A 22464-nucleotide genomic window follows, 5' to 3' on the forward strand; every position below is an offset into this window, starting at 1 on the left:
GCGGCGGGTCACAAGGTGCATCGCTGTCCACCCACCGCTGCACGCCATCTCTGCCTATGTACCAGGCGCGTGCGCAGCCGGTCGCAACGTCGAAGCGCGTTCCGAAGCCTCCAGTGATCGGCATCACGCACCCCCGCCAGTGCGAAGCGCGGCTTTGAGGACGATCCGGAAATCCTCCATCGCCCTGTGCTGCTGATATGAGGTCAGGCGGTCGAATGAGGTGTCAGTCAGGGCGCACCATTCGCGCGCGGCTGCGGTAGCCATCGCGTCCGTGACATCCAACCCGACGGCCGGGGGCTGGGCGCGGGTGTTCCAGTTGGAGACGAAGTTCTCCTTGTAGCCGAACTCCACTGGACCGCTGGACTCACACTGCGTGCAGGCGATACACGAACCGCCCTCGTTCTCACCATCGCCGGGTCCGAAGTCGATTCGCTCGGCTTTCCCGCCACAGAACGGGCACGGCTTCAGTTCAGCCTTCATGACCCACCTCCCCCTCTGCGTCCGGCGTCGGCGCGGCGGCGAGCATGGCGGCGCGGCAATCGTTCCAACCGGACTTGTAGCCGTTCCTGCTGCCCCAATCGCTCGGCAGAGCGGGCACGTCGAGTAGTTCGATCGCATCCGGCACCCCAGCCGCACCACCCTGCGCTGCGCGGTCTTGCGCGAGGGCGGCTTCCAGTGCGGTCATTTCCTCGTCGTACTTCGGACCGGTGTAGCGGCCTCGGTGCAACTGCGCGATCTGCCAAACGGCCTGATACTCTGAGCTGCCGTGAACTGAAACCAGCTTGTCCAGCAGTGCGGCAGCGGCCTTGCGCACCGCATCACCGGCCACCGGGCGGTCTTGCGCGAGGGCGGCGACTCCCACGATTCGCTGCGACGGGTCCGTCTCGTTGATGAAATCGTTCACCTGCTGGCGCGACGCCTCACCGTCGTTGGCGTCGGCTGTGGTCAGGCCGTAATTAACCGTCCCGTCCGAGTCCACCGCGAGCCAGTACGCCACAGCATCACCGGCCACCGGGGCGGGCGCGGCAGGCTTGGCCGACTTCGCCATCTTTCGCAGCGCCTCGGCCTCGCGCTTGTCGAGGATGCTACCCGTGCCTTCGAGCAACGCAGCGGCCGACAGGATGGTCTGCAGCCAGTGCGATTCGATCGTCACGAAGTCGGACTGCACCGCATCCCCGGCGACGGCGGCAGGCTGCGGGCGGGTGTAGAGCGCGATCACATTGACTGCGTCCGCGGGCGGCACGGCACCGACCTTGAATCCAGCCCCAGGCATCGCGAACGACTTAGGGTCATCGGAGAAGTAGTGGCCGAACGGCTTCTGCTCACCCTGCGCCGCCTCACCGCGCAGGCGGGCGGCTGCGTGTTCGAGCGCCTTTCTGGTCTTGCAGTCCTCATGCCTTTCGGCAATGCGCCGTTCCAACACCTCGACCGCCAGCGCATCCGTCATGGTCTCTTCGTTCACGTCATCTCCCGTGCGCGCGTAGCGCGGTCAGGCGGCCATGGCCGCGGCAGTGATCCGCCGCAGGCGCTGGTCGAGGGCGGTGTTCTCGGCTTCGAGCTCGGCGATGCGGCGCTGATCCGCGGCCCACTGCTGGGCGCGCTCGCGGAAGTGCGCGGCGTTGATGTGGTGGCCGGTGGTGGATTCGGCGTCGGCCAGCTGGTCGAGCAGCTCGGGGCCGCTGATGGCGGTGAGGGCGGTGATGTCAGTCGTCATTGGAGGCGTCTCGCGGGGTGCGGAAGAGGAGCGTTGGGCCGAGGCGTTCGATGCGCCCGCCGCGCGCCTGGAATGCGGCGATGTCGGCGGCGATCTGAGCGCTGCGGTCGCGGTTGGTGGGTGACACGCTGGTGCTCGAGGACGTCGCCCGCGGCGCAGCCGTTGCGCTGGGTCGCGGGCCGGCGGTTCGCGCGCGCATGGCTTTGGGCATCACTTCGCCCACGCGGTAGCGCGCATCCTTGCGACCGCCGCCGGCGCGTTCCGCGTAGCCGCGCTTCACCATGCTGGCGAGCGTGATGCCGGTGATGCGGGCGTCGTGCTGGGCGTCCGTCGCGTCGGCAATCGCCTGGATGGTGTGCGGCCGCGGATTGGCGCGCAGGAAGGTGTAGATGCGCTCGCAGCGGCCGTTGCTGCCTGTCTTGCCGCTCATCAGAGCGCCCTGTCGTGCACGAGCCAGAACAGGTCGCGAATCTCGCGCGGCAGTTCCGGCATGTTGAGCGCGGCGGTGTAGGCGCGCTCGATGATGTTGTAGCGGCGCGCGGCATCGCCGTCGCCGAGTCCCGGCGGGCAGCCGCCTATGAGCTTGGACACGAGCGTGACCTTGTCGGCATCACTGAGGCCGTTGGCGATGGTCTCCACGTCGAGGTCGACGTCCTCGTCGATATACGCGGAGATCTCGCGGCAGATGTTGACGCTGACCCGGCTCATACGGACGCTCCCTGTTCGGTGCTGCTGAGGTCGCGCGCGGCGTCCAGGCCCATGTCGGTGAGCGTGACGGTGGGGGAATACTCCGTACCGTCATCGAAGGCCAGCAGGCCGTCGCGCTGCAGGCGCAGCACGGTGCGGCGGGTGAACACTGGCACCTGGGCCTGCCCACCCGCACGCACCCGCTCAGCGGGCGGTGCGGTGAACCCGCCCGCGCATCGACGCAGGCGGTGATGCGGCGCGGAGGCCGCGGCAAGCAGTGCGGCGCGGATTTGCGGGGTGTACGGGTTCGTGGGCATGTGCGTGCTCCGAAGTTCAGGCAGAGAGGCCAATCACTGACCGGCGCGGCGCACGGCCAACGCGAACCCGTCGTCGCCGCGGTGGGCGCCGTCGACGCCGCCGTAGTTGAAGTAGACGCCCCACGCGGACGACGACGACCACGCAGTGAGATCGCTGGACCAGTACCAGTCGTCGCTCACGAAGGGGAACGCCTCCGCATCGATCGCCGGCGCGTGCCGGGTGATATCGGTAATGGCGATCAGCTCGGCACGCGTGGGTGCGCGCCAGCCGCCGCCGGCAATGGCCACTGCGGTGCACGCCTGCATGGCGGGGTCGTGCTCGAGGTAATCGCCGCGCTGCCCGGCGGCGGTGTACTCGAGGCCGGTGCTGGTGTCGCGGGTGATGACGTGATCCTCGGCGCCCAGCGCCACGGCATTGCCGGCGGCATTGAAGGCGGCGAAACGGGGCTGCGTGGTGGTGCCGGCAGCGGCGATGGTGGTGGTCTCGGACATGGCGAATCTCCTGCCGGCACGGCCGGCGTTGTGGTGTGGGTCGATCAGAAGCGGGTGCGCGCCCAGGCAACGAGCGCGACAGCGACGAGCGCGAGCGCCAGCCGGATCCAGCCGGCGAGGCGTCTGCGGCGGCGTGCGCGCGGGCGGCCGATGCCGTGCGTGGTGTCGGCGATGTGGACGGCGAGGCCGTGGCGGCGGGGTGTGCTCATGCGGGCGCCTGGGTGCCGCAGTTCGCCGTTTGCGGCGAGTAGCGGTGGAAGCCGTCGCGCGTGTCGGCAATGACGCGGGCGATCACGCGCTCGCGCGGTTCGTCGCGGCCGGTGAAGGCGTTCTGCCAGAGCGCGTGGCGCACGGAGTCCAGCCGCACGACAAGGCCGGTGGTCTGCTCAGCCACGGAGCACCGCCTCCCGCGCTTGCATCGCGCGGACGTGTGCGTTGTGCTCGGTCTCCACCAGGTCGGCGTTGCCCGTCTGGATGCCGAACACGGCGGGCGGCAGGTAGCCGTCGTTCGACTGAGTGGCGGGTTCGATGGTGGCGTGTGCGAGGGCGCGAAGCTGGAGCGCTTCGACCTCGGCCAGCAGGGCGTCCAGGCCGTCGCCGTCGAAGCGGCCGGCGTCCACGCTGGCGATGTAGTGCGCGCGGATGGTGTCAGTGAGGGTGCTCATGACTGCGCTCCGGTGGCGCGGGCGAGGGCGCCGTCGAATGCATCGAGCGATGCGCGCAGCGGGGTGCCCGCCGCATTGCCGCCGTTGAAGGTGACGACTGCGAGGGCGTGCTCCAGATCAGCAGAGAGCGCACGACCCGTCGCAATCAGATCCTTCAGAGCGGCCTCGACTTTCTCCAAGTCGTCAGCGATAAGCCCGCCGTTGAAGATCGCGACCTTGTCGATGATCGCCATCACATCGACGCCGCTCATCGCGGCCGGCTCCGCATGTCAGCGCGGGCGCTGGGGGTGTACTTGGCATCGCCCCAGCCATTGGCCTGGAGCGCGGGCGGCACCGTGGGCTTGGCCGGCGGCTTGCTGCGGCCAAGGGCGCGGTCTTCGAGGGCGTCGAACGCCATCAGGGCCGCGAGCATGCCCAGCGCGCCCACGATGAGGCCGATGACCAGGCCGATGGGCAATCCGGGTTGGTTGAGCAGTTCGTTGATCATCTGCGCCTCCATCGAGTGATAGAGGCGGCAGGCGGGTCACCGGGGAGGGGAGGCCCCGTGTTGCCGGTCAGGGGTGGGCCCGGCAGGCGACCCGCCGGCCGCCGTCCCGTGGTGGGACGAGGCCGATACTAAGGACGCTTAGCAAAATGTCAAGCGGGCTTTGCAAAATTCGCGTGGACGCTTAGCGGCCATGCGCGAGACCATGGCCCTGTCACTTAGGAGGGCTTCATGGACGGATCATTGCTGGTGGTCGTTATCTGGCTTGCGACATCGATTTGGGTGGGGTTTGACGCTCGCTCCATCGGAGCCGAGCGTGGGCTGCTCCCAGGCATCGCCAACATGGGCCCGCTCGGGTGGTTCCTATCCTCGATCCTTCTCTGGGTTGTGGCTTTCCCGCTGTACTTGGTCAGCCGGTCGAAGATCAAGGCAGCGGCCGCCGGCCCCAAGCGGCGGCGCGGTGGCCCGATCACCGGGCGCTAGGTCGCCGGGGGGGCATCAGGTGCGCCGAGTCCGTGCTTCGCGTTGTCCTCGAGGTGCCGCATCCGGTTGCGAAGCCGTGTCAGATCCTCATCGCTCAGCGCCGAGAGCAGGTCGACGTTCGTCTCGTCCAAGGTCCGCTGGATTTCAGACGTCCAGCCATACCACGCCGCAATTCGCGTGATCTCGCGCGCGGCTATCGCTCGCCACGAAGATTCCAAGGGCGCGGGGGCACTGTAGGCCTCGAACTGCTGAAACCTCCGCCACGCTTCCCCTTCAGCATCGTTCGTGACAATTCTCGGCGACGGCGTTGCCTCGCCCAGCAGCTTTCGCAGCTGGGATACCTTGTCCCTCATGTGACCTCCCTGACCGCCTAGGCGGCTGCACGCTTCACGAAATGCAGGACCTTTGCGGCCTGCAAGCCTTCTACCAGCAGGTCGTGGGCCAAGAGCGTGACTTCCGCGCGCTTGTCAGGCGGGAGCGTGAGTCCTCGGTCGTCAAGAGCCTCGGCAACAAGCTGGAAAGCCATCTTCCAGTTGTCGAGTTGCACAGGCTGAGACGCGTACTCCGCGCGCGGGTCGGCGACTGCCGACCGGGTGCCAGTGAGCAATTCGCGCGCGTCCGCCCCAACGGCGTCGGCGATCTTGAACAGCTGCACCGCCTTCACGTGCTTTGGAAGCACGTTGTCGTTCATCCAGTTACTGATGGTCGCCGTCGTCGATTCCGCGCGGCGCGCGAGTTCCGCCGGCTTCATGCCGGCCATCGCCGCACTCAAGCGCTGTCCTAGTGTGTCCCGGGCCATAAGCCAGCTTAGCGACCGCGACGCTAGGCGTGCTTGACATTGGGCGCTAAGAGGTCTTAGCGTATCGCTCGCCATGAACCTATCCCTTACCAAGCGGCAAGTCCGTGACGCGCTCGGGCAGAACACCGATGCATCGGTTGCCCGCTTCTTCGAGATATCCACGGCCGCTGTCGCGCAGTGGGAGTTGGACCGTCCGATACCTGCGAGGCGTGTGCTCCAGGCGGTCGTGAAGCGGCCTGACCTTTTCGGTGCGATCGCTGAGCCGGCTGCCAACGACGACGTCGGCCCGGCGAAAGAAGACGGCGACCGGTGCGCCGGGACCGGTGCGGATGTCGAAGGCGCGCAGGGCGCTGAATCTGATGTCCATGCGGCGACATGCTCAGGCGCGGAGGAATCCAGTTCCACGATGATCGCGGTACGCGATCAGGGGGCAGGTCAGTGACCTGCGCCCGCTCCGAGCTTCAATGGCGCGACGCCCTGTACGCCGCGGTGAGCGATACACCGGGCGGCGTGGGCGATGCGGCGCTGTACCTCACGCAGCGCCGCGGCAAGTCCATCACCCGCGAGAGCCTGCGCAAGAAGCTGCGCGGGCTCGAGGGCGAGTCGCTGTCCATGGAGATGGCGGAGCTGCTGACCGAGTGGATGCAGGAACGTGCCGGTACGCAGGCGTTCTCCACCAGCTGGATCCAGTCGCTGGCGTCGCAGTTCGGGCTGGCGGTGGACCACGTGCCGCCGGCGCCTGAAGGCGGCTGGACCGACGAACTGCAGGCGATGCGGGACAAGGTGCTCAGCATCGGGCAGCACGCAGGCAACGTTGCGGGCACCACACTGGGCGCGCTGGTGGACGGCCGCGTCACGCTGGGAGAGGCCAACGCACTGGCTGCAGACCTGCGCGAGCTGCGCACGATGGCGCACCGGCTCGAGCGCAATGTGCGCCGCGCGGTGTGCGGGGTGAGGCCGCGTGGCTGATCCACAGCCCTATGACTTCGGCGAGGAAGGCTATCTGGCCTTCGTCATCGCCGAGGCGCGCCGTTCTGGTGCGCCGATGCCACTACCGCCCGCGCCGCGTGGCGACGACCAGGGGGATGCAGGCAATGCCTGACGAGATCGACCGCATCACGGACATGACTGAGCGCCAGATGGAGAACGCGCTGGAGCACCGTGCGCGCCAGCAGGCGCGACGTGCACCGGGACTGACGAACTGCGAACAGGAAGGCTGCGGCGAGGCCATCGCGCCGATGCGCACGGAGATGGGTGCGCGCCTGTGTATGACGTGTGCGACTGCGGACGAAGCGCGCAGCGCACACCTGGCTGCCTGGAGGCGTCGGTGAATCATGAAACTTCCGCGGGGCTGCCGCGAGCGTGCGACACACCGGCCGCCGAACGCGATATCGCGGCGTCGGATCACGGACATGGTGAGCCTGCTACAGGCGCCAGCGCCGACGCCTCGCTCGAGCGAGACATTGCTGGCGGAGCTGGAGCAACGCCGCGTCGACGTTACCTGCACCCGACAGTTGCCTTTGCGATCGCCGACCAGCGAATGAACATGCGCGTGCTGGAAGCCCAGCTGAGCACGCTCGGCGATGGGGTGCTGCACGACCAGATCCGCACGCTGTCCAAGATGGCCCGGCATGCACAGCGTGTGCTTGCGGCGGCCCACCGCGCTCGCAAGCGCAAGAGTCGCGAGGGCCGCGGCGCATGAGCGTCTCGCATTGCATGCGGCGTGCACTAGCCATTGCGCTGCGACCTCGCGCGGACTGGAAAGAGGCAATCGCCGAGCTACCTGAAGCCTGCCCGCGGACCGATTGCACGGGCGGGGTGGGCTGCCGGAAGCGCGTGGCTGACTACCTGCGCATGCAGTGGCGGATGCTCGATGCCCGTTCCACGGCGGTGAGCCCGTGATCGCGTCCCCGCACCCCTTGGTGGTGGGATTGGTCCGCGATTTCCGCGGCGCTTCGTCGGCCTGTCAAGCATGCGAACGAAATGTTAAGGGAGCCGGGCGCGGGTCCTCCCGGGCCGCCTTCGACGCGGGTAATCAGACGCGCGATTGCAGGGTAGTCAGTGGGGTCTTGAGTAACTGAAATGGCTTCGAATCTCGACGACGTCCTGAATCAACTGCGCTCTGCCGGCCTCCTCGTCGACGGCGGGCTGGAGATCGGCACCCCGCGGCCGGTCCGCTGCCTCGTCGAAGGCGGGGGGCGCGAGCGCCGCGGCTGGTACCGGCTGTACGAGATGCCCACGACGGCCGGCGACATCCTCATCGTCGGCAGCTTTGGCATCTGGCACGGCAACGAGAACAACGCGCAGAAGGTGACGCTGGCCAAGGGCGCGGCGCTGAGCGCCGAGCAGCGCGAGACCCTCAAGCGGCGGCTGGCGGAAGATCGCCGCCGGCTCGAGCTGGAGCGCAAGCGTCAGGCCGAGCGCGCGGCGCTGCGGGCGAACGCAGCGTGGAGCCGGCTGTTGCCGGACGCCGAATCGGACTACCTGGCAGGCAAGGGCGTGCGCGGCCACGGGCTGCGATACACGCAGAACGGCACCGCTGTGGTGCCGCTGCTTGACACCGGCGGCCGCATGCATGGCCTGCAGTTCCTGCGCAGCGCGAAGCAGGCCGAGGCGTGCAGGCGTCCGGCCAAGGAGTTCTGGCCGGCCGGCCTGGTCAAGCGCGGACACTTCCATCTGTTGGGCACGCCCGACTGGCTGGTGATCGTCGCCGAGGGCTACGCCACCGCGGCCACGCTGCACGAAGCCACCGGCTATCCCGTCGCCGTCGCGTTCGATGCCGGAAACCTCGAGCCGGTGGCGACCGCGCTGCGCAAGCGCTACAAGCGCGCGAAGATCCTGATCGCCGCCGACGACGACGTCCTCGCGAAGTGTCGCAACCCGGACTGCCGCGGCCGCGTCGTGCTGTCCGTCGATCCCATCACGTGCCCGCACTGCGGCGAGGCGCACAGCGCCACCAACGCCGGCATCACCGCCGCAACGTCCGCAGCCATCGCCGTCGATGGTGCCTGGGTCGCGCCGGTGTTCGCCGATGACGCTGGCCGCATCGAGCGCTACCGCACCACCGGCCGCAAGCTCACCGACTTCAACGACTTGCACGCCGCCGAAGGCCTGCACGTTGCGCGCACGCAGGTGGAAGCCCGCCTCACGGCGCTGTCGTGGCGTCCGAAGGCCATTGCGCCTTCTTCCTCCAACCCGGGGGGCGGGGACGACCGCAAGCTGCGCCCCATCCAGAACCTGGACGATCTGCTGCCGCGTTTCTCGCTGGTCTACGCCGCCGGTGGTGCCGTGTTCGACCGCAAGGAACACTGCCTGCTGCCGATCACCGACATGCGCAACATCTGCATCCGCGCCGATCTGCACAAGGCCTGGATGGAGCACCCCGAGCGCGACATCGTCCGGCAGGAAGAAGTCGGCTTCGATCCCGCATGCACCGATGCCTCCGTCACCTGCAACCTCTGGTCCGGCTGGCCGACCACGCCGCGTGCAGGCAACTGCGACCGCCTGCTCGATCTGCTGCGCTTCCTGTGCTCCGACGAGCGCAACCGGTCCGACGAGCTGTTCAACTGGGTGCTGCGCTGGGTCGCGTATCCCATCCAGCACCCCGGCGCGAAGATGAAGACCACCATCGTCGTGCACGGCGGGCAGGGCGCCGGCAAGAACCTGTTCTTCGAGTGCGTCATGGGGATCTACGGCAAGTACGGTCGCATCCTCGACCAGGACGCGCTGGTCGACAAACACAACGACTGGGCCAGCCGCAAGCTGTTCCTGATCGCCGACGAAGTCGTCGCCCAGGCCCACCGGTTCGAGCTCAAGAACAAGCTCAAGACCCTGATCACCGGCACCCAGATCCGCATCAATCCCAAGCACATCGCCGCCTACGACGAGGCCAACCATTGCAATCTGGTCTTCCTCAGCAACGAGGACATGCCCGCGGTGCTCGAGGAAGACGACCGCCGGCACTGCGTCATCTGGACGCCTGCCGAACGCAAGCCCGATTACTACGCCGCCATCCGCGATGAGATCGCTGCCGGCGGCATCGAGGCCCTGCACGACTACCTGCTGCACCTGGACCTAGGCGACTTCCACCCGGGCACACGTCCACCAGAGACCGAAGCCAAACGCACCCTGCAGGGCCTCGCCCGCGACACGCCGCTGGTGTTCGCCGATGCCCTGGTCACCGGCGACATCGGCAAGCTGCAGGCCATCCCCGGCCTCACCACCGACTGGTACGCCGTCTACCAGCGCTGGTGCTCGACCATCGGCGAGAAGCCCGCGCCGATGAAGCGCTTCCTCAACACGCTCGAACGCAAGCGTGGGTTCGCCACGGAGCGCCGCCGCTACCTCGACGGCCAGACCGTCGTCCACCCCAAGTCCGTCCTCACCTTCGGCCTGCGCGCCCGCGAGGGCACCGATGAGCGCGACTGGCTGGGCGAGCAGATCCACATCATGAAGAACGCAATGGCCGACTACCGCGGGGGCCTCGCATGATCGCGCCTACTGCTGTGCGGCCTGTGCGGGAAGCGGTGCGGGCAGCTGTGCGGGCAGAAACCGCGCAGCCACGCGGATTGTGCGGCCTGTGCGGCCAAACCGTCCGCGCCCGTGTAGGCGCATGCGCACACCTGCGCACACACATGCACCCGCGCCCGCGCACGGGGATGTGCCCGCACAGGCCGCACACCCCGCACAGCCGCGCAGCCATGCGGGTTCGCGCACTCCGATCCCCGCACACGTCGGCGCACACCACGCCGCACAGCCGTGCCGCCTCGCGCGCGCTCGTCCTCTCACTCGTTGCTCGAAAGAAGATGGAGGGAGGTTCCTCGATGCGGTCGCACGGCCGGCAGCTCGACCTGGTGCGCCACGGCGAGGCCGCCCTGGCGCACGCGCATCGCATCGCGGCGGAGACCGCCCTGCGCAACCCCTACGAGACCCCCGCGGCCTGCGCCCGCCGTGCCGCCCACCACCTCGCCGAAGCCGCCCGCCTCACCGCTGGCGCCCCCTGCGCTGAAAAATCGCGCGCGATCCTCTCCGCCTCCACGCAGGCCGCCGCATGACCACCGCCGTCGATATGGGATTCCGCGAGTTCGCCGACCACCTCGGCTGCAAGCCCGGCTACGTCACCGAGCTCCGCAAGGCCGGCCGCCTGGTGCTGACCGATGACGGCAAGCGGGTGCGCGTCGCTGAGAGCCGTCAGTTGATCGAGGACACGCGCGACCCGCGCAAGGCGGGGGTGGCTGCCCGCCATGCCGGCACTCGCGGCGCACTGATCGGACCGGCTGGCCCGGCGCTGGACAGCGCGGATGATGGCGCAGACGATGATGACGAAGCACTCGCCACCAGCGGCCCGTCCGCAAGCCACGCCGCGCGTCGCGCGAAGGCCGCGGCTGATCGTGAGGAAGCGCTGGCACGCAAGGCGCTCCGCGACGAACAGGTGGAGCTCGGCACGCTGCTGGTGATCGACGAGGTGGTCTCGGCCATCGCCACCACGGTGACCACGCTGCGTACCGGTTTGCAGAACCTTCGAGCCACGCTCGCGCCGTCGCTGGCCGCTGCCCAGACCGAAGAACAGGTCGGCGCCATCCTCGGCGAAGCCATCGAAAGCGCGCTGGACGAGTGCGCCCGCGAGTTGCGCACACTCGGCAAGGACGCGCAGGCATGACCGCCGCTGCCCTCTACACCGCCGCCGCCCGCGCCATCGCCCCACGCAAGCCCATGCGCGTCAGCGAGTGGGCGGATCGCAACCGTGTGCTCTCCCAGAAGGGCAGCGCGATCGGCGGGCAGTGGCGCAGCAGCCGCAACCCGCTGCAGGTCGAGATCATGGATTGCTTCAGCGCCCGAAGCCCGGTGCGCGACGTCGTGGCCATCCTGCCCATCCAGTTCGGCAAGAGCGAGATCGAGACCAACATCCTCGGCTACACCATGTGCGAAGACCCGGGCCCGGTGATGGTCGCGTTCCCCGGCGAAGTGTCGATGAACAAGTGGATCGACCAGAAGCTGAGCCCGTTGATCGAGTCCACCCCAGCGGTAGCGCGCGTGCTGACCAGCGTGGCCAGCCGGGAGTCCAGCAACCGCCGGCACTTCAAGGATTTCCACGGGGGCCAGCTCTACATCGAGCATGCGGGCAACCCGGTGCGGCTGAAGTCCACCTCGGTGAAGGTGACGCTGGGCGACGAGTTCAGCAGCTTCGCCAATCTGCTGCGTGGCGGCGATGACCCGGAGGCCCTGCTCGACGGTCGCAATTCGGCATTCCCCACCACCTACAAGCGGCTCAAGGTCGGAACCCCCGAGCTGATGGGGCTGTGCCGGCTGACGATGCTGTGGGAGAAATCCGACAAGCGCCTGTTTCACGTGGACTGTCCGGACTGTGGGCACGCGCAGCCGCTGCAGTGGTCCGGCCTGCACTGGACGCCCGACGCCAGCCGCTGCTGGTACGTGTGCCGGGAGTGTGGCGTGGTGATCGAAGAGCACCAGAAGGCGCAGTTGCTGGCGGGTGGTCGCTGGATTCCCACTGGCGATGTCGATGCACGCATCCGCGGCTACCAAGCGAACTGCCTGTACTACCCGCTCGGTCTCGGCCCGCGCTGGCTTGATCTGGTGCACATGTGGCGTGACGCCCAAGCCGACCCCGGCAAGCTGAAGACCTTCGTCAACGACCGCCTCGCCGAGGCCTGGGAAGACCCCGCCATGCGCGCGGTCAAGCACAACGTCATTGCCGATCGCGTGGAGCGCTACGATCTGCGCACCGCGCCGGCCGGCGTGCTGCTGCTCACCGCCGGTGTCGACACGCAGGACAACCGCCTTGCCGTGCAGATCGTCGGGTGGGGCAGGGGCATGGCGTGCTGGATACTCGATTACGTCGAGCTCGACGGCGACCCCGCCGATGCCGAAGTCTGGACCCGCCTGACCGATCTGCTCAACAAGCCCATCGAGCACGCCCGCGGCGGCCTGCTGCGCGTGCAGGCCACGGCCATCGACGCCGGTGGCCACCGCACCGAGGCCGTCAAGCACTTCGTCCGCGCGCGCCGCATCGCCCGGCCGCTGTGCATCTTCGGCGCCGTCCCCAACAACGCGCCGGTGTTGTCCAAAGCCAAGCTGCAGGACGTCAACTACCGCGGCCAGCTCGACCGGCGCGGCGTCCACATCCAGCACGTCGGCACCGTCGGCATCAAACACCTGCTCTACAGCCGTCTGTCCGCCGATGCCGACAAGCCCGCCGAAGCACGCATGGTCCACCTGTCCGACCAGCTCGATCAGGCCTATCTCGGTGGCCTGGTCGCAGAGACCTACAACCCTGCCAAGAACCGGTTCGAGAAGAAGCGGGGCGCCCCGCGCAACGAACCGCTCGACACATGGGTCTACGCCTACGCCGCCGCCCACCATCAGGAGCTGCGCCTGCACCGGTTCACCAAGGCGGACTGGGATGCGGTCGAGATTCGCCTGGTGGCATCGCCCGGCGCCCCTGCCGCCAATGATTCGCGTGGAACACAACCGGAGCCCGCACCCGTGAAGACCCCGAACGATTCGCGTGGAACACCGCCGCCTCGTCGCGCGCGTGCCGGCCTCGGCCGCGACGGGTGGGGCCTGTGATCCGCAAGCGCGAGACCGAGCAGCAGCTGCGCGAGCGCATCGAAGATGCGCTGGTGCGCGACGTCGGCGTCAGCCCGACGATGGCCCAGCCCTTCATCGACTCAGTGATGCGGTGCTTCGCAGGCGAGCAGGCCTACTTCCCTGCGGCGCCTCGCGACTATCCGGTGCTGCACATTCGCGCAGCGCTGGAGCGGGGGGTTCCCGTCAAACAGGTCATGCAGGAGTTCGACGTCTCGCGCTCCAAGCTGCATGAGCTTTTCCCCGGCGGACTGCCCCGAAAGGTGCTGAAAACGGCCTGATTCCACGATTTTTTGTAAACGTGGACAAATTAGTTTTTCGGGTCTTACGGATCAATCACTTGCAAGCGCGTTGTCCACGTTTTTTTTAGATCGTGGACAAACAAGTCCGGACCATATGCATCATGGCAACCGCGCAGCAGATGCTGGATCTCTACACCGACGCGGAAGCGAAGGTGCTGGCTGGCCAGCGCATCCGCTTCGGCGATCGTGAGCTGACGCGCGCCAACCTCGAAGAGATCCGGGCCGGTCGCCGCGAATGGCAAGCGCGCGCGGATGCCGAAGCCCGCCGGGGCCGGCCCGGGTGGGCAGTCGCCGACTTCGGTGGCACCACGTGAGCGCATCGCTCGCCAAGTCGCGTCTGACCTCGGCGATCGCCATCGATCGCGCAGCGCGTGAAGCGCAGGCCGTCATCGACCGCGCCAAGGTGCAGGCCCGCGCGCACGAAGTCACGCGCCCGTCGCGCCACCGCAAGCTGGCCCGCGACTGGGGCAGCGCCAACAGCATCGTCGGCATGGACGCGCGTCAGCTGCGCGACCAGGCGCGCCACCTCGAGCGCGATCTCGACATCGCCGACAATGCGCTCAACGTGCTGGTGCAGAACACCGTCGGCAGCGGCATCGATGTGCTGGCGGCGCCGCGTCTGCCCGGCCAGCCGATCAATCGCGGCCTGGCCGAACAGATCGACGACCTGTGGGACAGCTGGTGGGACGCGCCTGAAGTCACCGCCATGCACGACTACGGCGCCTGCCAGCAGCTGCTTGCGCGCACCTGGTTCCGTGATGGCGAGAGCTACTACCAGGACCTGATCGGCACGGTGCCCGGTCTCGTGCACGGCACGCCGGTGCCTTACAGCATCGAGATGATCGAGCCGGACCTGATCCCGCTCGACATGACCGACCCCGCACGCAACATCCTGCAGGGCGTCGAGAAAAACGCATGGGGGCGAGCGGTCGCGTACCACGTGTACAAGACGCACCCCGGCGACGTCTACGGCGCCATGCTGGAAACCAAGCGCGTCAGCGCGGACATCCTGCACGGCATTCGCAACACGAAGCGCCTGCACCAGGTGCGGGGCCTGAGTGTGTTCGCCAGCGCCATGTCGCGCTTCGAGGACGTCAAGGACTACGAAGAATCCGAGCGCATCGCGGCGAAGGTCGCGGCGTCGATGTGCGCCTACATCAAGAAGGGCAACCCGGACCGCTACGGCGAGAACGCCAGCACCGTCGCCGGCCAGATGGTCACGCCCGAAGCGGGCGATCGCGAACTGCGCTTCGTGCCCGGTGTCGTCTTCGACGACCTGCTGCAGGGCGAAGACATCGGCATGATCGACAGCAACCGGCCGAACCCGAACGCCGGCAGCTGGCGCATGGACCAGCTGCGCGCGGCAGCCGGCGGTATCGGCGTCAGCTACAGCAGCCTGACGCGCAACTACGACGGCACGTACTCGGCGCAGCGTCAGGAACTGGTCGAGCAGTGGGGCGGTTATCTGATGCTGGCCGAGCGCTTCATCGCGCTCGCCGTGCGCAAGCATCGCCTGCGTTTCATCGAGGCCGCCGTACTCGCCGGCAAGCTGCGCCTGCCGCGCGGCTGGGAACTGCGCCACTTGGCGGCCAGCACCTACGTGCGTCCGGTCATGCCGTGGATCGACCCGCTGAAGGAAGCCTACGGGCGTGGCGAGGCCGAGGACCGCGGCTGGACCAGCCCGCAGCAGAACACGCTGCTCTACGGCAACAACCCCAACGACGTCGAGCGCGAGCGCGCCGACTGGGCCGCGCGTCGCGCCGAACTGGGCGATGCGCCGCCGCCCGCGCCTGCCACCGCGCAGGCAGATCGCAGCGCCATCCGCGCCGCGTCCATCACCGCCGCACTGAGGGACTGACCGATGCGCACCCGCACGCTCACCACTGCCATCCACCATTTCATTCGCGCCGACGGCGGCGAAGGCACGCAGCGCCGCAGCTTCCTGCGCGTAAACGCCCGGGCCGATGGCGCTGCCGAGGTCATGGTCTACGGCGCCATCGGCGAATCGCTGTGGCCCGGCACCGTGTCCGCGCGTGACCTGGTCGAGCAGATCGGCGAGATCACCGCCGAGACCATCCACGTGCGCATCAACAGCGAGGGCGGCGTGGTGCCGGACGGCATCGCCATCTACAACGCCCTGCGCGCGCACGGGGCGCGCAAGGTCGGATTCGTCGACGGGCAGGCCGCCTCCATCGCCGGCGTCGTGCTGATGGCCTGCGACGAAGTCGTGGTCTATCCGACCTCGCTCTTCATGCTGCATGCGCCGAGCACCATCGCGGCCGGTAATGCCTCTGACTTCCGCGAGTTCGCCGACACGCTCGACGTGCATTCGCGCGCGATGGCCGAGGCCTACGCCGCGAAGACCGGCAAGGCCGACGAAGTCGCCCAGCTGCTCGCAAGTGGACGCGACCACTGGTACACGGGCCGCGAAGCCGTCGAGTTCGGCTTCGCCGATCGCGTCGAGGAAACCGCCGCGGCGACCACGGCCAGCAACGACGGCGCCCGCATCGTCGCCGTCCACTCCTGTCTCGCGGCCACGCGCAACGCGCCCGCACCCATCACCGCCTGCCTCGGCAGGCACATCACCGCGGCCTTGTCGCCGACCGTCTTCGCCTCGCTGTCCGAGGCGTCACAGCAGGCCGCCATCGGCCATATCGAGGATCCCTCCATGCGCGATCAGTACCTCCGAATCGTCGCCGAGGCCGGTGCCAACAACGCCGCGCCGGCCGCAACGACCGCTACCACCACCCAGACGCCGCCGGCCGCCGCGCCCGTCACCGCCGTTGCCCCGGCACCGGTCGACCCGACGGCAGCCGCTACCGCCGCCATCACCGCGCTGCGCACCCGCAATACGGAAATCCGTGCGATCGCCGCGCCGCACATGGCGAACCCGCAGGTGGCCGAGTACATCAATGGCGTCATCGACAACGCCGACCCGGCCGTCACCGCAGACATCGCCGGCCGCCACGTGCTGGCGCTTCTGGGCCAGTCGGGTGCGCCGCTGGCGGGCAACATCACCGCCGTCGCCGGCGGCGACCAGCGCGACCTGACCCGCGCCGCGATGCTCAACGCGATCGAGGCCCGCGCCATGCGCGCGGAGGCGCAGGGCGACAACCCGTACCGCGGTCACACGCTGGCGGACCTCGCGCGAGAGTGCGTGACCGCCACCGGTACCAACACGCGCGGCATGGACCGCATGCAGATCGTCGGCCTGGCGTTCACCCATTCCACCAGCGATTTCCCGTCGCTGCTGGGCGACGCCGCCAACCGTGCCGTGCTGCGCGGCTACGAAGAGGCCGAAGAGCAGATCGCCCAGTTCACCCGCGCGGTCAGCGTGCCGGACTTCAAGCCGACCAACCTCGTCGGCCTGGGCGCGTTCTCCGACCTGCTCAAGGTGCCGGAGGGTGGCGAGTTCAAGTACGGCACCTTCAGCGACCAGTCGCAGTCCATGCAGATCGTCACCTACGGCCGCCTGTTCTCGATCACGCGCCAGGCCATCATCAATGACGACCTCGGCCTGTTCGACGACGTGCCGCGCAAGATGGGCCAGGCCGCGCGCCGCACGATCGCCAAGGCGGTGTTCGACCTGCTCAACAGCAACCCGGTTCTCGCCGATGGCGAACAGCTGTTCTCTGCCGCGCACGGCAACCTGCTGACCGGCGCCGCGATCAGCACCGCCAGTGTGGACGCCATGCGCGTGGCGATGGCGCGCCAGAAGGACAACGACGGCAACACCATCCGTGTGCCGATGCGTTCTCTGCTCACGCCGATCGCGCTGGGTGGCCTGGCGCGCACCGTGCGTGCCAGCCAGTACGAGGTGGGCGCGGCCGGTCAGCGCAACAACACCACGCCGAACATCGTGCAAAACACGTTCGAGGTGATCGACGACGGTCGCCTGGACGATGCCGATCCGGCGGCGTGGTACGGCATCGCCAACCCGACCTACGTGGACGGCATCGTCATCGGCTACCTCAACGGCAACCAGACGCCCTACCTCGAGCAGCAGCAGGGCTTCACCGTCGACGGCGTGGCCTGGAAGGTCCGCCTGGATGCGGCACCGGCCATCGCCGACTACCGCGGTCTCTACAAGAACCCCGGCGCGTGACGGGAAGGGGGTGACAGCGCGCACCCGCGCGTCGTCACCTCGCTCTCGCAGCACTTGCCCCCAACCCCTCGCACTCCCGGAGAACCATCATGAAAAACGGATACCAGGACGCCCGCGTGCTGGATGTCACCCTCGGCGCCGCCGTGACCAGCGGCAGCGTCGTCTCGCAGGGGCGCCTGCTGGGCATTGCGGTGACCAACGGCGCCGTCGGCGACACCATTGCTGTCCACGTGGAAGGCGTGTTCCGGCTGCCCAAGCTGGGCACCGCCGTCATCGCCACCGGCGATCCCGTGCATTGGGACGTCAGCCCGGGCCGCGTGATCGTGGCCAGCACCACCACCGGCGACGTCGAGAACTTCGGCTATGCCGTCGAGTCGGCCGGCAACGGCACCACCGAAGTGCTGGTGCGTCTGTGCCCCGGCCAGGGCGTGCCCAAGCCCGCGTAACGCCACCTCCCACCCGCACGCGTGCGCCCTCGTCAGTGGCGCGTGCGGGCTGGGCCCTGCACCGAATCCCGGACGAAGCATGCCGAAGACCATGGATCTGGAAACCGCAACCGAAAGCACGTTCGCGAAGGCCGTCACGCGCTTCGTCGTGCCCGTGCTGCTGGTTGTCATCGGCTCGCTGATCACCTGGCTGATCACCGACGTCCGCGGCAACCAGGTGCAGCAACAGCAGGAAATGCAGGCGCTCACGCTGAAGGTCGAGCGCGTCGACAGCAAGGTCGAGCTGATGAACAGCAAGGTCGACAACGGCCTGATCTGGCGCATCAGCGAACTCGAGCGTCGCCTGCAAACCGTGGAATCCGCAGCGAGGACGCCATGAGCGAGCCGTCGAAGTTGAATCTGATGCAGCGCCTGCGCGGGTGGGTGTCCCAGTGGCAGGAGTTCGTCGTGTGGCTGCCGGTGCTGTTCGTGATTGCCATCGTCGCCTACGTGCTGCTGGGCGCCGTGGTGCGCATCGGCGCCGATCCGCTGGCGTGGCTGGCGGAGATCCCGGTGATGTGCGCCTGGGCCGCCGTGGCCTGTGCCACCGCGTGGCTGATCAAGCGCACCTACTGGATGGACCTGGACGACGTCATGGAGCGCGAGCTCTACGAGCGTGTGCTCAACGAGGCCGATCCGGAGGCGTGGCGTCTGCTCATCAAGGACCGGGTGGAGTGGCTGGCGCTGCTGCTGCTCGCGTTCGCCTTCTTCTGGCCTGCCCGCTGACGCGGGGGGTCTCCTGACCAAAAGGAACACTGTCGTGACTTCTGAATGCATCGAGCAGGAAATCCAAGCGAAGGGCCTGACCGCGCCGCGCGTGACGCCGGCAGATATCGAAGCCGCGATCGCCGGCGAGCACTACTTCACCGCAGGCGATGGATTCGCCGGTGCGGCCGCGCTGACCGTTGAAGAGGGCGGGACGATCGCGCCGCCTGCGCCGCTCGACCTGCTGACCTTCTGCGTGCTGGTGCTGGACAACGGCTTCACCGTCACGGGTGAGTCTGCCTGCGCCAGCCCCGAGAACTTCGACGCCGAGCTGGGCCGGAAGATCGCGCGCCAGAACGCCGTCGCGAAGATCTGGCCGCTGCTCGGCTTTCGTCTGCGCGATTCACTCGCGGGCATCTGATGCGCGCGTGCCTGCTCCCGCTGCTGTGTCTGCTGGCCGCGTGCACCGGCGCGCCGGCGCCCGCGCCCGTCATCGTTGCCGTGGAGGCAGCGCAGAATGAGGCGGCCGTCGCCGCCGCGCCTGCCGTCGCAACGGTGGAAACCGCCGTCGCCGAAACCGTGGTGCCGGCCATCGTCGCCGTGCAGGACGCGGTGCAGGCTGTGCTGCCGGCGCCGTCTGCTACGCCGGCCGTGCCGGTGGTGTCGCCCGCGGCCGCAGCGCTGATCGTCCGGTGGGAGGTCAGCAGCCCGGCGCACTACAGCCGGGTGCTCGACCGGCCCATCTGGCCGCAGGGCGCCAGCGGCATCACCTGGGGCATCGGCTACGACGGCGGGCACGCGACCGCGCGCGACATCCGCACGGCGTGGCACGCGCACGCCGAGGTGGAGCGGCTGGCCACCACCGCCGGCATCGTGGGCACCCGCGCGCGTGATGCGCTTCCCGCGTACCGCGACATCGTCACGCCCTATGGTTACGCCGCGCAGGTGTTCGCGGACGTGTCGCTGCCGGTGTATCACGCCAGCACGCGCCGGTCCTTCGGTGGCGGGCTGGATGCGCTGCCGCCCGATGCGGCCGGTGCGCTGGTGTCGATGGTCTACAACCGCGGCGGCAGCATGGCGGGCGATCGCAACCGCGAGAAGCGGGTGATCCGCGATACCTGCATCCCGGCCGGTGATCTCGCGTGCATCGCGCAGCAGCTGCGCGGCATGTGCCGGCTGTGGGTGGGCACCGTGAACGAGCGCGGCCTGTGCAACCGGCGCGACGACGAAGCGCGCCTCGCGGAGCGTGCGGCATGAACGCCCTCACCGTGAAGCCGCTGCTGTATCTGATCGGGCTGCTGCTCGTGGCCCTGGTGGCGCTCGGCACGCGCGGCTGCGTGCAGTCCGCGAACGCGCGCACCGCCGCCGCGAAGCTGGAGACCGCCGACGAGCTGGTGGGGCGGGTGCGCACCGAGCGCGATGCCTGGAAGCGCCAGGCCGAAACCAATGCGGCCAACGCCAACACCTGCGCCACGTCGCTGGAGACGATGACCAGCGAATACGAGCGGCAGCAGCGCGACCACGCCACGCTCGACGCACAGCGACAGGCCGCCATCACCGCCGCCCAAGCGGCCGAGCAGGACGCCAGCCGCACGCTCGCGCGTTTCACCGCGCAGTTCCAGGCCGAGTCCCGCAAGCCGGACTGCGGCGCCGCGCTGGCGGCCGTGGGCCGCTCCTGTCCCGCCCTGGAGGGCTACTGATGCGCTGCCTGTTGATCCTCGCCATCGCCACGCTGCTGGCGGCCTGTGGCCGCGACCGCGGTGATCTCAAGGCGGACCTTCCGCCCTCGTGCCCGGCCGGCGCGGCGGCCGAGGTGCGCATTGTCGAGCGGAAGATCTACGTGCCCATCGACAGCGTGCTCACCCGGCGCGAGCCGATCGCCGAGGGCCCGCTGGCCGAGTGTCCGCAGGTGGCCCGCGAGCGCCGCGCCGCGCTCGAGCGGGCGAACAGCCGCCTGCAGCAGATCGAATCGGTGCAGGGCACCGAGGTGAAGCCGTGAGCCAGCGTGCCGCGCTCGCGGAGATGGACGCGGACCTGCACGCGGCGTTCGCCGATGCCGGCATGGCCGACAGCGGCCTGTACTGGTCTCCGAATGCAGCGCCGGATGCCATGCCGGTGCCGGTGGACGTCTACGTGGACCGCGACATCCAGACGCTGGGCGACGTGCGCCAGACGGTCGCCGGCCGCGTCGAGGTGGCCTATGTGCTGAGCGCGCTGTACCGCCCGGAGCAGGGCGGCGTGCTCGACGTCGACGGCGACCGCTACGAGAACGCCAGCGCGATCTCGGACGACGGATCGATCAGCCGCTGGATGGTGCGCCGTGCCCGCGCCTGAGCTGGAGCCCATCACCTGGCGCGCGCTCGTGGCGTTGGCCGACGTGGTGCGCGGCATCACGACCGCCGCCGGTTATCGCACGGATCTCGGTGCGGGCAAGGTCGTGCTGGACGACGAGGAGGTGGACGGCGACGAAACCGACGACGCCTGCACCTTCATCGACGCCGGCGACATCGATCCGGCCGCTGGAGGAAAGCGATTCGACAGCCCCAGCGTCGACATCACCATCGAGTTCGTCGTGCCGCGCCGCACCGGCGTCCAGGCCAAGTTGCTCGCGCACCGCGGCTGCGCCGACCTGATCCGCGCGCTCAACTTCAAGACCACCGGCCGCGATACCAACCTGCCGCAGGGATTCACCTCGTTCGAGCTCACCGGCGCGCGTCTGCGCGGCTACACCGATGAGGAACAGGCCGCCTCGTTCGTCATCGCTCAGGTCACCGCGCGGGCGGGCCTGACGGAACTGCATTCGCCCGCTTAACCGCCCACGGAGAACACCCATGGCACAACCCAAAGTCCGACAGTTCGCCGGCGACTTCCGCATGTGGCGGTTGGCACCGGATCGCAGCCTGATCCCGGTGATTCCGGAACCCACCGACCCCTACGGCAATCAGCCGATCGAAACCAACCTGTTCCAGTTCGGCTATGAGCCGGGCGACGAGGTGACGATCAACTCCAAGCGCCGCGGCGGGCGTTACAACCAGCCGATCCACAGCGACCAGCTGCCTGGCGCCACCAGCCTGTCGATCCAGCTGCAGGAGCTGCCCACGGCCATCTTGGCGCGCATTCTGCGTGGCCAGGCGGCAGATGCCGCGGTGTCGGCCGGTACCGTCACCGACGAAGCGTTCACCGTGGCCAGCGCCAGCCATCCGATCCAGCTGGAGCACGTGTACGTCAGCAGCGTGGTGGTGACCAAGGGCGGCACGCCGCTCGTGGCCGGCACCGACTACACCGCGGACCTGCGTCGCGGGCAGGTGTTGCCGAAGGCCGGCGGCAGTATCGAGGCCGGTGATGCGTTGAGTATCAGCTACAGCTACGCCGCGGTAAACGGCACGCTGATCCAGGGCGGTGCAACGCCGCTCGAATCGTTCTACATCAGCGGCGACCTCGAGGACCGCATCAGCGGTGAGGACGGTGAGCTGACGGTGTACGAAGCCCGCCTCGGCGTCGAGGACGACATCGACTGGCTGGCCACCGAGCCGCTGTCGCCCACGCTGACCGGCAATCTGCTGGTGCCGGCCGGTGCGCCCGCGCCGTACACCTTCCGCGTGTACGAGCAGGCCGCCTGAC

37 protein-coding genes are annotated in these 22464 nt (G+C 68.6%); 23 read left to right on the forward strand and 14 right to left on the reverse strand.

Annotated elements, in window-relative coordinates; all coding sequences use genetic code 11:
- Positions 1–123 precede the first annotated feature (123 nt).
- The 14 genes from PQS31_RS06055 to PQS31_RS06120 all read right to left on the reverse strand — a co-directional run bounded on the left by PQS31_RS06055 (position 124) and on the right by PQS31_RS06120 (position 5614).
- On the reverse strand, positions 124–480 hold the full coding sequence (locus PQS31_RS06055) for a Lar family restriction alleviation protein (protein WP_272761767.1): 357 nt from the start codon (positions 478–480) through the stop codon (positions 124–126).
- Positions 470–1462 (reverse strand): hypothetical protein, encoded by a 993-nt coding sequence (locus PQS31_RS06060; RefSeq protein WP_272761768.1) that lies wholly within the window; start codon positions 1460–1462, stop codon positions 470–472. The genes PQS31_RS06055 and PQS31_RS06060 overlap by 11 nt, the downstream gene beginning before the upstream one ends.
- A gap of 27 nt (positions 1463–1489) precedes the next feature.
- The gene (locus PQS31_RS06065) at positions 1490–1714 is read right to left on the reverse strand and encodes a hypothetical protein (RefSeq protein ID WP_272761769.1); all 225 of its coding nucleotides are present in this window, start codon (positions 1712–1714) and stop codon (positions 1490–1492) included.
- Positions 1704–2144 carry a hypothetical protein gene (locus tag PQS31_RS06070; RefSeq protein ID WP_272761770.1) on the reverse strand — a complete coding sequence of 147 codons (441 nt, stop codon included), beginning with the start codon at positions 2142–2144 and terminating at the stop codon, positions 1704–1706. Before PQS31_RS06070 ends, PQS31_RS06065 begins: the two co-directional genes overlap by 11 nt.
- A complete protein-coding gene (locus tag PQS31_RS06075; protein ID WP_272761771.1) occupies positions 2144–2422 on the reverse strand; it encodes a hypothetical protein in 279 nt (92 codons plus the stop codon). The genes PQS31_RS06070 and PQS31_RS06075 overlap by 1 nt, the downstream gene beginning before the upstream one ends.
- Positions 2419–2718 carry a hypothetical protein gene (locus PQS31_RS06080; RefSeq protein WP_272761772.1) on the reverse strand — a complete coding sequence of 100 codons (300 nt, stop codon included), beginning with the start codon at positions 2716–2718 and terminating at the stop codon, positions 2419–2421. Before PQS31_RS06080 ends, PQS31_RS06075 begins: the two co-directional genes overlap by 4 nt.
- A 33-nt stretch (positions 2719–2751) precedes the next feature.
- The gene (locus PQS31_RS06085; RefSeq protein WP_272761773.1) at positions 2752–3210 is read right to left on the reverse strand and encodes a DUF1566 domain-containing protein; all 459 of its coding nucleotides are present in this window, start codon (positions 3208–3210) and stop codon (positions 2752–2754) included.
- Positions 3211–3254: 44 nt separating this feature from the next.
- Positions 3255–3419: a hypothetical protein gene (locus PQS31_RS06090; protein ID WP_272761774.1), complete on the reverse strand. Its 165-nt coding sequence runs from the start codon at positions 3417–3419 to the stop codon at positions 3255–3257.
- Positions 3416–3604: a hypothetical protein gene (locus PQS31_RS06095; RefSeq protein ID WP_272761775.1), complete on the reverse strand. Its 189-nt coding sequence runs from the start codon at positions 3602–3604 to the stop codon at positions 3416–3418. Before PQS31_RS06095 ends, PQS31_RS06090 begins: the two co-directional genes overlap by 4 nt.
- Positions 3597–3875 carry a hypothetical protein gene (locus PQS31_RS06100; protein WP_272761776.1) on the reverse strand — a complete coding sequence of 93 codons (279 nt, stop codon included), beginning with the start codon at positions 3873–3875 and terminating at the stop codon, positions 3597–3599. Before PQS31_RS06100 ends, PQS31_RS06095 begins: the two co-directional genes overlap by 8 nt.
- Positions 3872–4126, reverse strand: a complete 255-nt coding sequence (locus PQS31_RS06105; protein WP_272761777.1) for a hypothetical protein — start codon at positions 4124–4126, stop codon at positions 3872–3874. Before PQS31_RS06105 ends, PQS31_RS06100 begins: the two co-directional genes overlap by 4 nt.
- Positions 4123–4362 carry a hypothetical protein gene (locus PQS31_RS06110; RefSeq protein ID WP_272761778.1) on the reverse strand — a complete coding sequence of 80 codons (240 nt, stop codon included), beginning with the start codon at positions 4360–4362 and terminating at the stop codon, positions 4123–4125. Before PQS31_RS06110 ends, PQS31_RS06105 begins: the two co-directional genes overlap by 4 nt.
- A gap of 476 nt (positions 4363–4838) precedes the next feature.
- Positions 4839–5195, reverse strand: a complete 357-nt coding sequence (locus tag PQS31_RS06115) for a hypothetical protein (RefSeq protein ID WP_272761779.1) — start codon at positions 5193–5195, stop codon at positions 4839–4841.
- Positions 5196–5212: 17 nt separating this feature from the next.
- Positions 5213–5614, reverse strand: coding sequence for a helix-turn-helix transcriptional regulator (locus PQS31_RS06120; RefSeq protein WP_272761780.1), 402 nt, complete (start codon positions 5612–5614; stop codon positions 5213–5215).
- Positions 5615–5714: 100 nt separating this feature from the next.
- Here PQS31_RS06120 and PQS31_RS06125 point away from each other — a divergent pair, with 100 nt between their 5' ends.
- The 23 genes from PQS31_RS06125 (at position 5715) to PQS31_RS06235 (ending at position 22463) form a co-directional block, all read left to right on the forward strand.
- Positions 5715–6083 (forward strand): hypothetical protein, encoded by a 369-nt coding sequence (locus tag PQS31_RS06125; RefSeq protein ID WP_272761781.1) that lies wholly within the window; start codon positions 5715–5717, stop codon positions 6081–6083.
- A complete protein-coding gene (locus PQS31_RS06130; RefSeq protein ID WP_272761782.1) occupies positions 6080–6610 on the forward strand; it encodes a hypothetical protein in 531 nt (176 codons plus the stop codon). Before PQS31_RS06125 ends, PQS31_RS06130 begins: the two co-directional genes overlap by 4 nt.
- Positions 6603–6743, forward strand: coding sequence for a hypothetical protein (locus PQS31_RS06135; protein ID WP_272761783.1), 141 nt, complete (start codon positions 6603–6605; stop codon positions 6741–6743). Before PQS31_RS06130 ends, PQS31_RS06135 begins: the two co-directional genes overlap by 8 nt.
- A complete protein-coding gene (locus tag PQS31_RS06140) occupies positions 6736–6972 on the forward strand; it encodes a hypothetical protein (protein ID WP_272761784.1) in 237 nt (78 codons plus the stop codon). Before PQS31_RS06135 ends, PQS31_RS06140 begins: the two co-directional genes overlap by 8 nt.
- A complete protein-coding gene (locus PQS31_RS06145; protein WP_272761785.1) occupies positions 6969–7343 on the forward strand; it encodes a hypothetical protein in 375 nt (124 codons plus the stop codon). Before PQS31_RS06140 ends, PQS31_RS06145 begins: the two co-directional genes overlap by 4 nt.
- Positions 7344–7723: 380 nt before the next feature.
- On the forward strand, positions 7724–10132 hold the full coding sequence (locus PQS31_RS06150; RefSeq protein ID WP_272761786.1) for a DUF5906 domain-containing protein: 2409 nt from the start codon (positions 7724–7726) through the stop codon (positions 10130–10132).
- A 332-nt stretch (positions 10133–10464) separates the two neighbouring features.
- Positions 10465–10695 carry a hypothetical protein gene (locus PQS31_RS06155; RefSeq protein WP_272761787.1) on the forward strand — a complete coding sequence of 77 codons (231 nt, stop codon included), beginning with the start codon at positions 10465–10467 and terminating at the stop codon, positions 10693–10695.
- Positions 10692–11300 (forward strand): hypothetical protein, encoded by a 609-nt coding sequence (locus PQS31_RS06160; RefSeq protein ID WP_272761788.1) that lies wholly within the window; start codon positions 10692–10694, stop codon positions 11298–11300. The genes PQS31_RS06155 and PQS31_RS06160 overlap by 4 nt, the downstream gene beginning before the upstream one ends.
- Positions 11297–13228, forward strand: coding sequence for a phage terminase large subunit family protein (locus PQS31_RS06165; protein ID WP_272761789.1), 1932 nt, complete (start codon positions 11297–11299; stop codon positions 13226–13228). Before PQS31_RS06160 ends, PQS31_RS06165 begins: the two co-directional genes overlap by 4 nt.
- On the forward strand, positions 13225–13527 hold the full coding sequence (locus tag PQS31_RS06170) for a hypothetical protein (protein ID WP_272761790.1): 303 nt from the start codon (positions 13225–13227) through the stop codon (positions 13525–13527). The genes PQS31_RS06165 and PQS31_RS06170 overlap by 4 nt, the downstream gene beginning before the upstream one ends.
- 122 nt (positions 13528–13649) lie before the next feature.
- Entirely contained in the window at positions 13650–13862 is a 213-nt protein-coding gene (locus PQS31_RS06175; protein ID WP_272761791.1) for a primosomal replication protein PriB/PriC domain protein, read from the forward strand.
- Positions 13859–15406, forward strand: a complete 1548-nt coding sequence (locus PQS31_RS06180) for a phage portal protein (protein ID WP_272761792.1) — start codon at positions 13859–13861, stop codon at positions 15404–15406. Before PQS31_RS06175 ends, PQS31_RS06180 begins: the two co-directional genes overlap by 4 nt.
- Before the next feature lie 3 nt (positions 15407–15409).
- Positions 15410–17653 (forward strand): ClpP-like prohead protease/major capsid protein fusion protein, encoded by a 2244-nt coding sequence (locus PQS31_RS06185; RefSeq protein ID WP_272761793.1) that lies wholly within the window; start codon positions 15410–15412, stop codon positions 17651–17653.
- A gap of 89 nt (positions 17654–17742) precedes the next feature.
- Complete coding sequence (locus tag PQS31_RS06190) at positions 17743–18099, forward strand: DUF2190 family protein (RefSeq protein ID WP_272761794.1); 357 nt, start codon at positions 17743–17745, stop codon at positions 18097–18099.
- Positions 18100–18190: 91 nt separating this feature from the next.
- The gene (locus PQS31_RS06195; protein WP_272761795.1) at positions 18191–18478 is read left to right on the forward strand and encodes a hypothetical protein; all 288 of its coding nucleotides are present in this window, start codon (positions 18191–18193) and stop codon (positions 18476–18478) included.
- Positions 18475–18864, forward strand: coding sequence for a hypothetical protein (locus tag PQS31_RS06200; protein WP_272761796.1), 390 nt, complete (start codon positions 18475–18477; stop codon positions 18862–18864). The genes PQS31_RS06195 and PQS31_RS06200 overlap by 4 nt, the downstream gene beginning before the upstream one ends.
- 34 nt (positions 18865–18898) lie before the next feature.
- Positions 18899–19264: a Gp49 family protein gene (locus tag PQS31_RS06205; RefSeq protein ID WP_272761797.1), complete on the forward strand. Its 366-nt coding sequence runs from the start codon at positions 18899–18901 to the stop codon at positions 19262–19264.
- Entirely contained in the window at positions 19264–20100 is an 837-nt protein-coding gene (locus PQS31_RS06210; RefSeq protein WP_272761798.1) for a hypothetical protein, read from the forward strand. The genes PQS31_RS06205 and PQS31_RS06210 overlap by 1 nt, the downstream gene beginning before the upstream one ends.
- The gene (locus tag PQS31_RS06215) at positions 20097–20543 is read left to right on the forward strand and encodes a hypothetical protein (protein WP_272761799.1); all 447 of its coding nucleotides are present in this window, start codon (positions 20097–20099) and stop codon (positions 20541–20543) included. Before PQS31_RS06210 ends, PQS31_RS06215 begins: the two co-directional genes overlap by 4 nt.
- The gene (locus PQS31_RS06220; RefSeq protein WP_272761800.1) at positions 20543–20842 is read left to right on the forward strand and encodes a hypothetical protein; all 300 of its coding nucleotides are present in this window, start codon (positions 20543–20545) and stop codon (positions 20840–20842) included. The genes PQS31_RS06215 and PQS31_RS06220 overlap by 1 nt, the downstream gene beginning before the upstream one ends.
- Positions 20839–21177 carry a hypothetical protein gene (locus PQS31_RS06225; protein ID WP_272761801.1) on the forward strand — a complete coding sequence of 113 codons (339 nt, stop codon included), beginning with the start codon at positions 20839–20841 and terminating at the stop codon, positions 21175–21177. Before PQS31_RS06220 ends, PQS31_RS06225 begins: the two co-directional genes overlap by 4 nt.
- Positions 21164–21655, forward strand: a complete 492-nt coding sequence (locus tag PQS31_RS06230; protein WP_272761802.1) for a hypothetical protein — start codon at positions 21164–21166, stop codon at positions 21653–21655. Before PQS31_RS06225 ends, PQS31_RS06230 begins: the two co-directional genes overlap by 14 nt.
- Before the next feature lie 19 nt (positions 21656–21674).
- A complete protein-coding gene (locus PQS31_RS06235; RefSeq protein WP_272761803.1) occupies positions 21675–22463 on the forward strand; it encodes a hypothetical protein in 789 nt (262 codons plus the stop codon).
- The last annotated feature ends 1 nt before the right edge of the window (position 22464 follow it).

The sequence above is a fragment of the Luteimonas sp. BLCC-B24 genome (genome assembly GCF_028550595.1).
Lineage (GTDB): Bacteria > Pseudomonadota > Gammaproteobacteria > Xanthomonadales > Xanthomonadaceae > Luteimonas.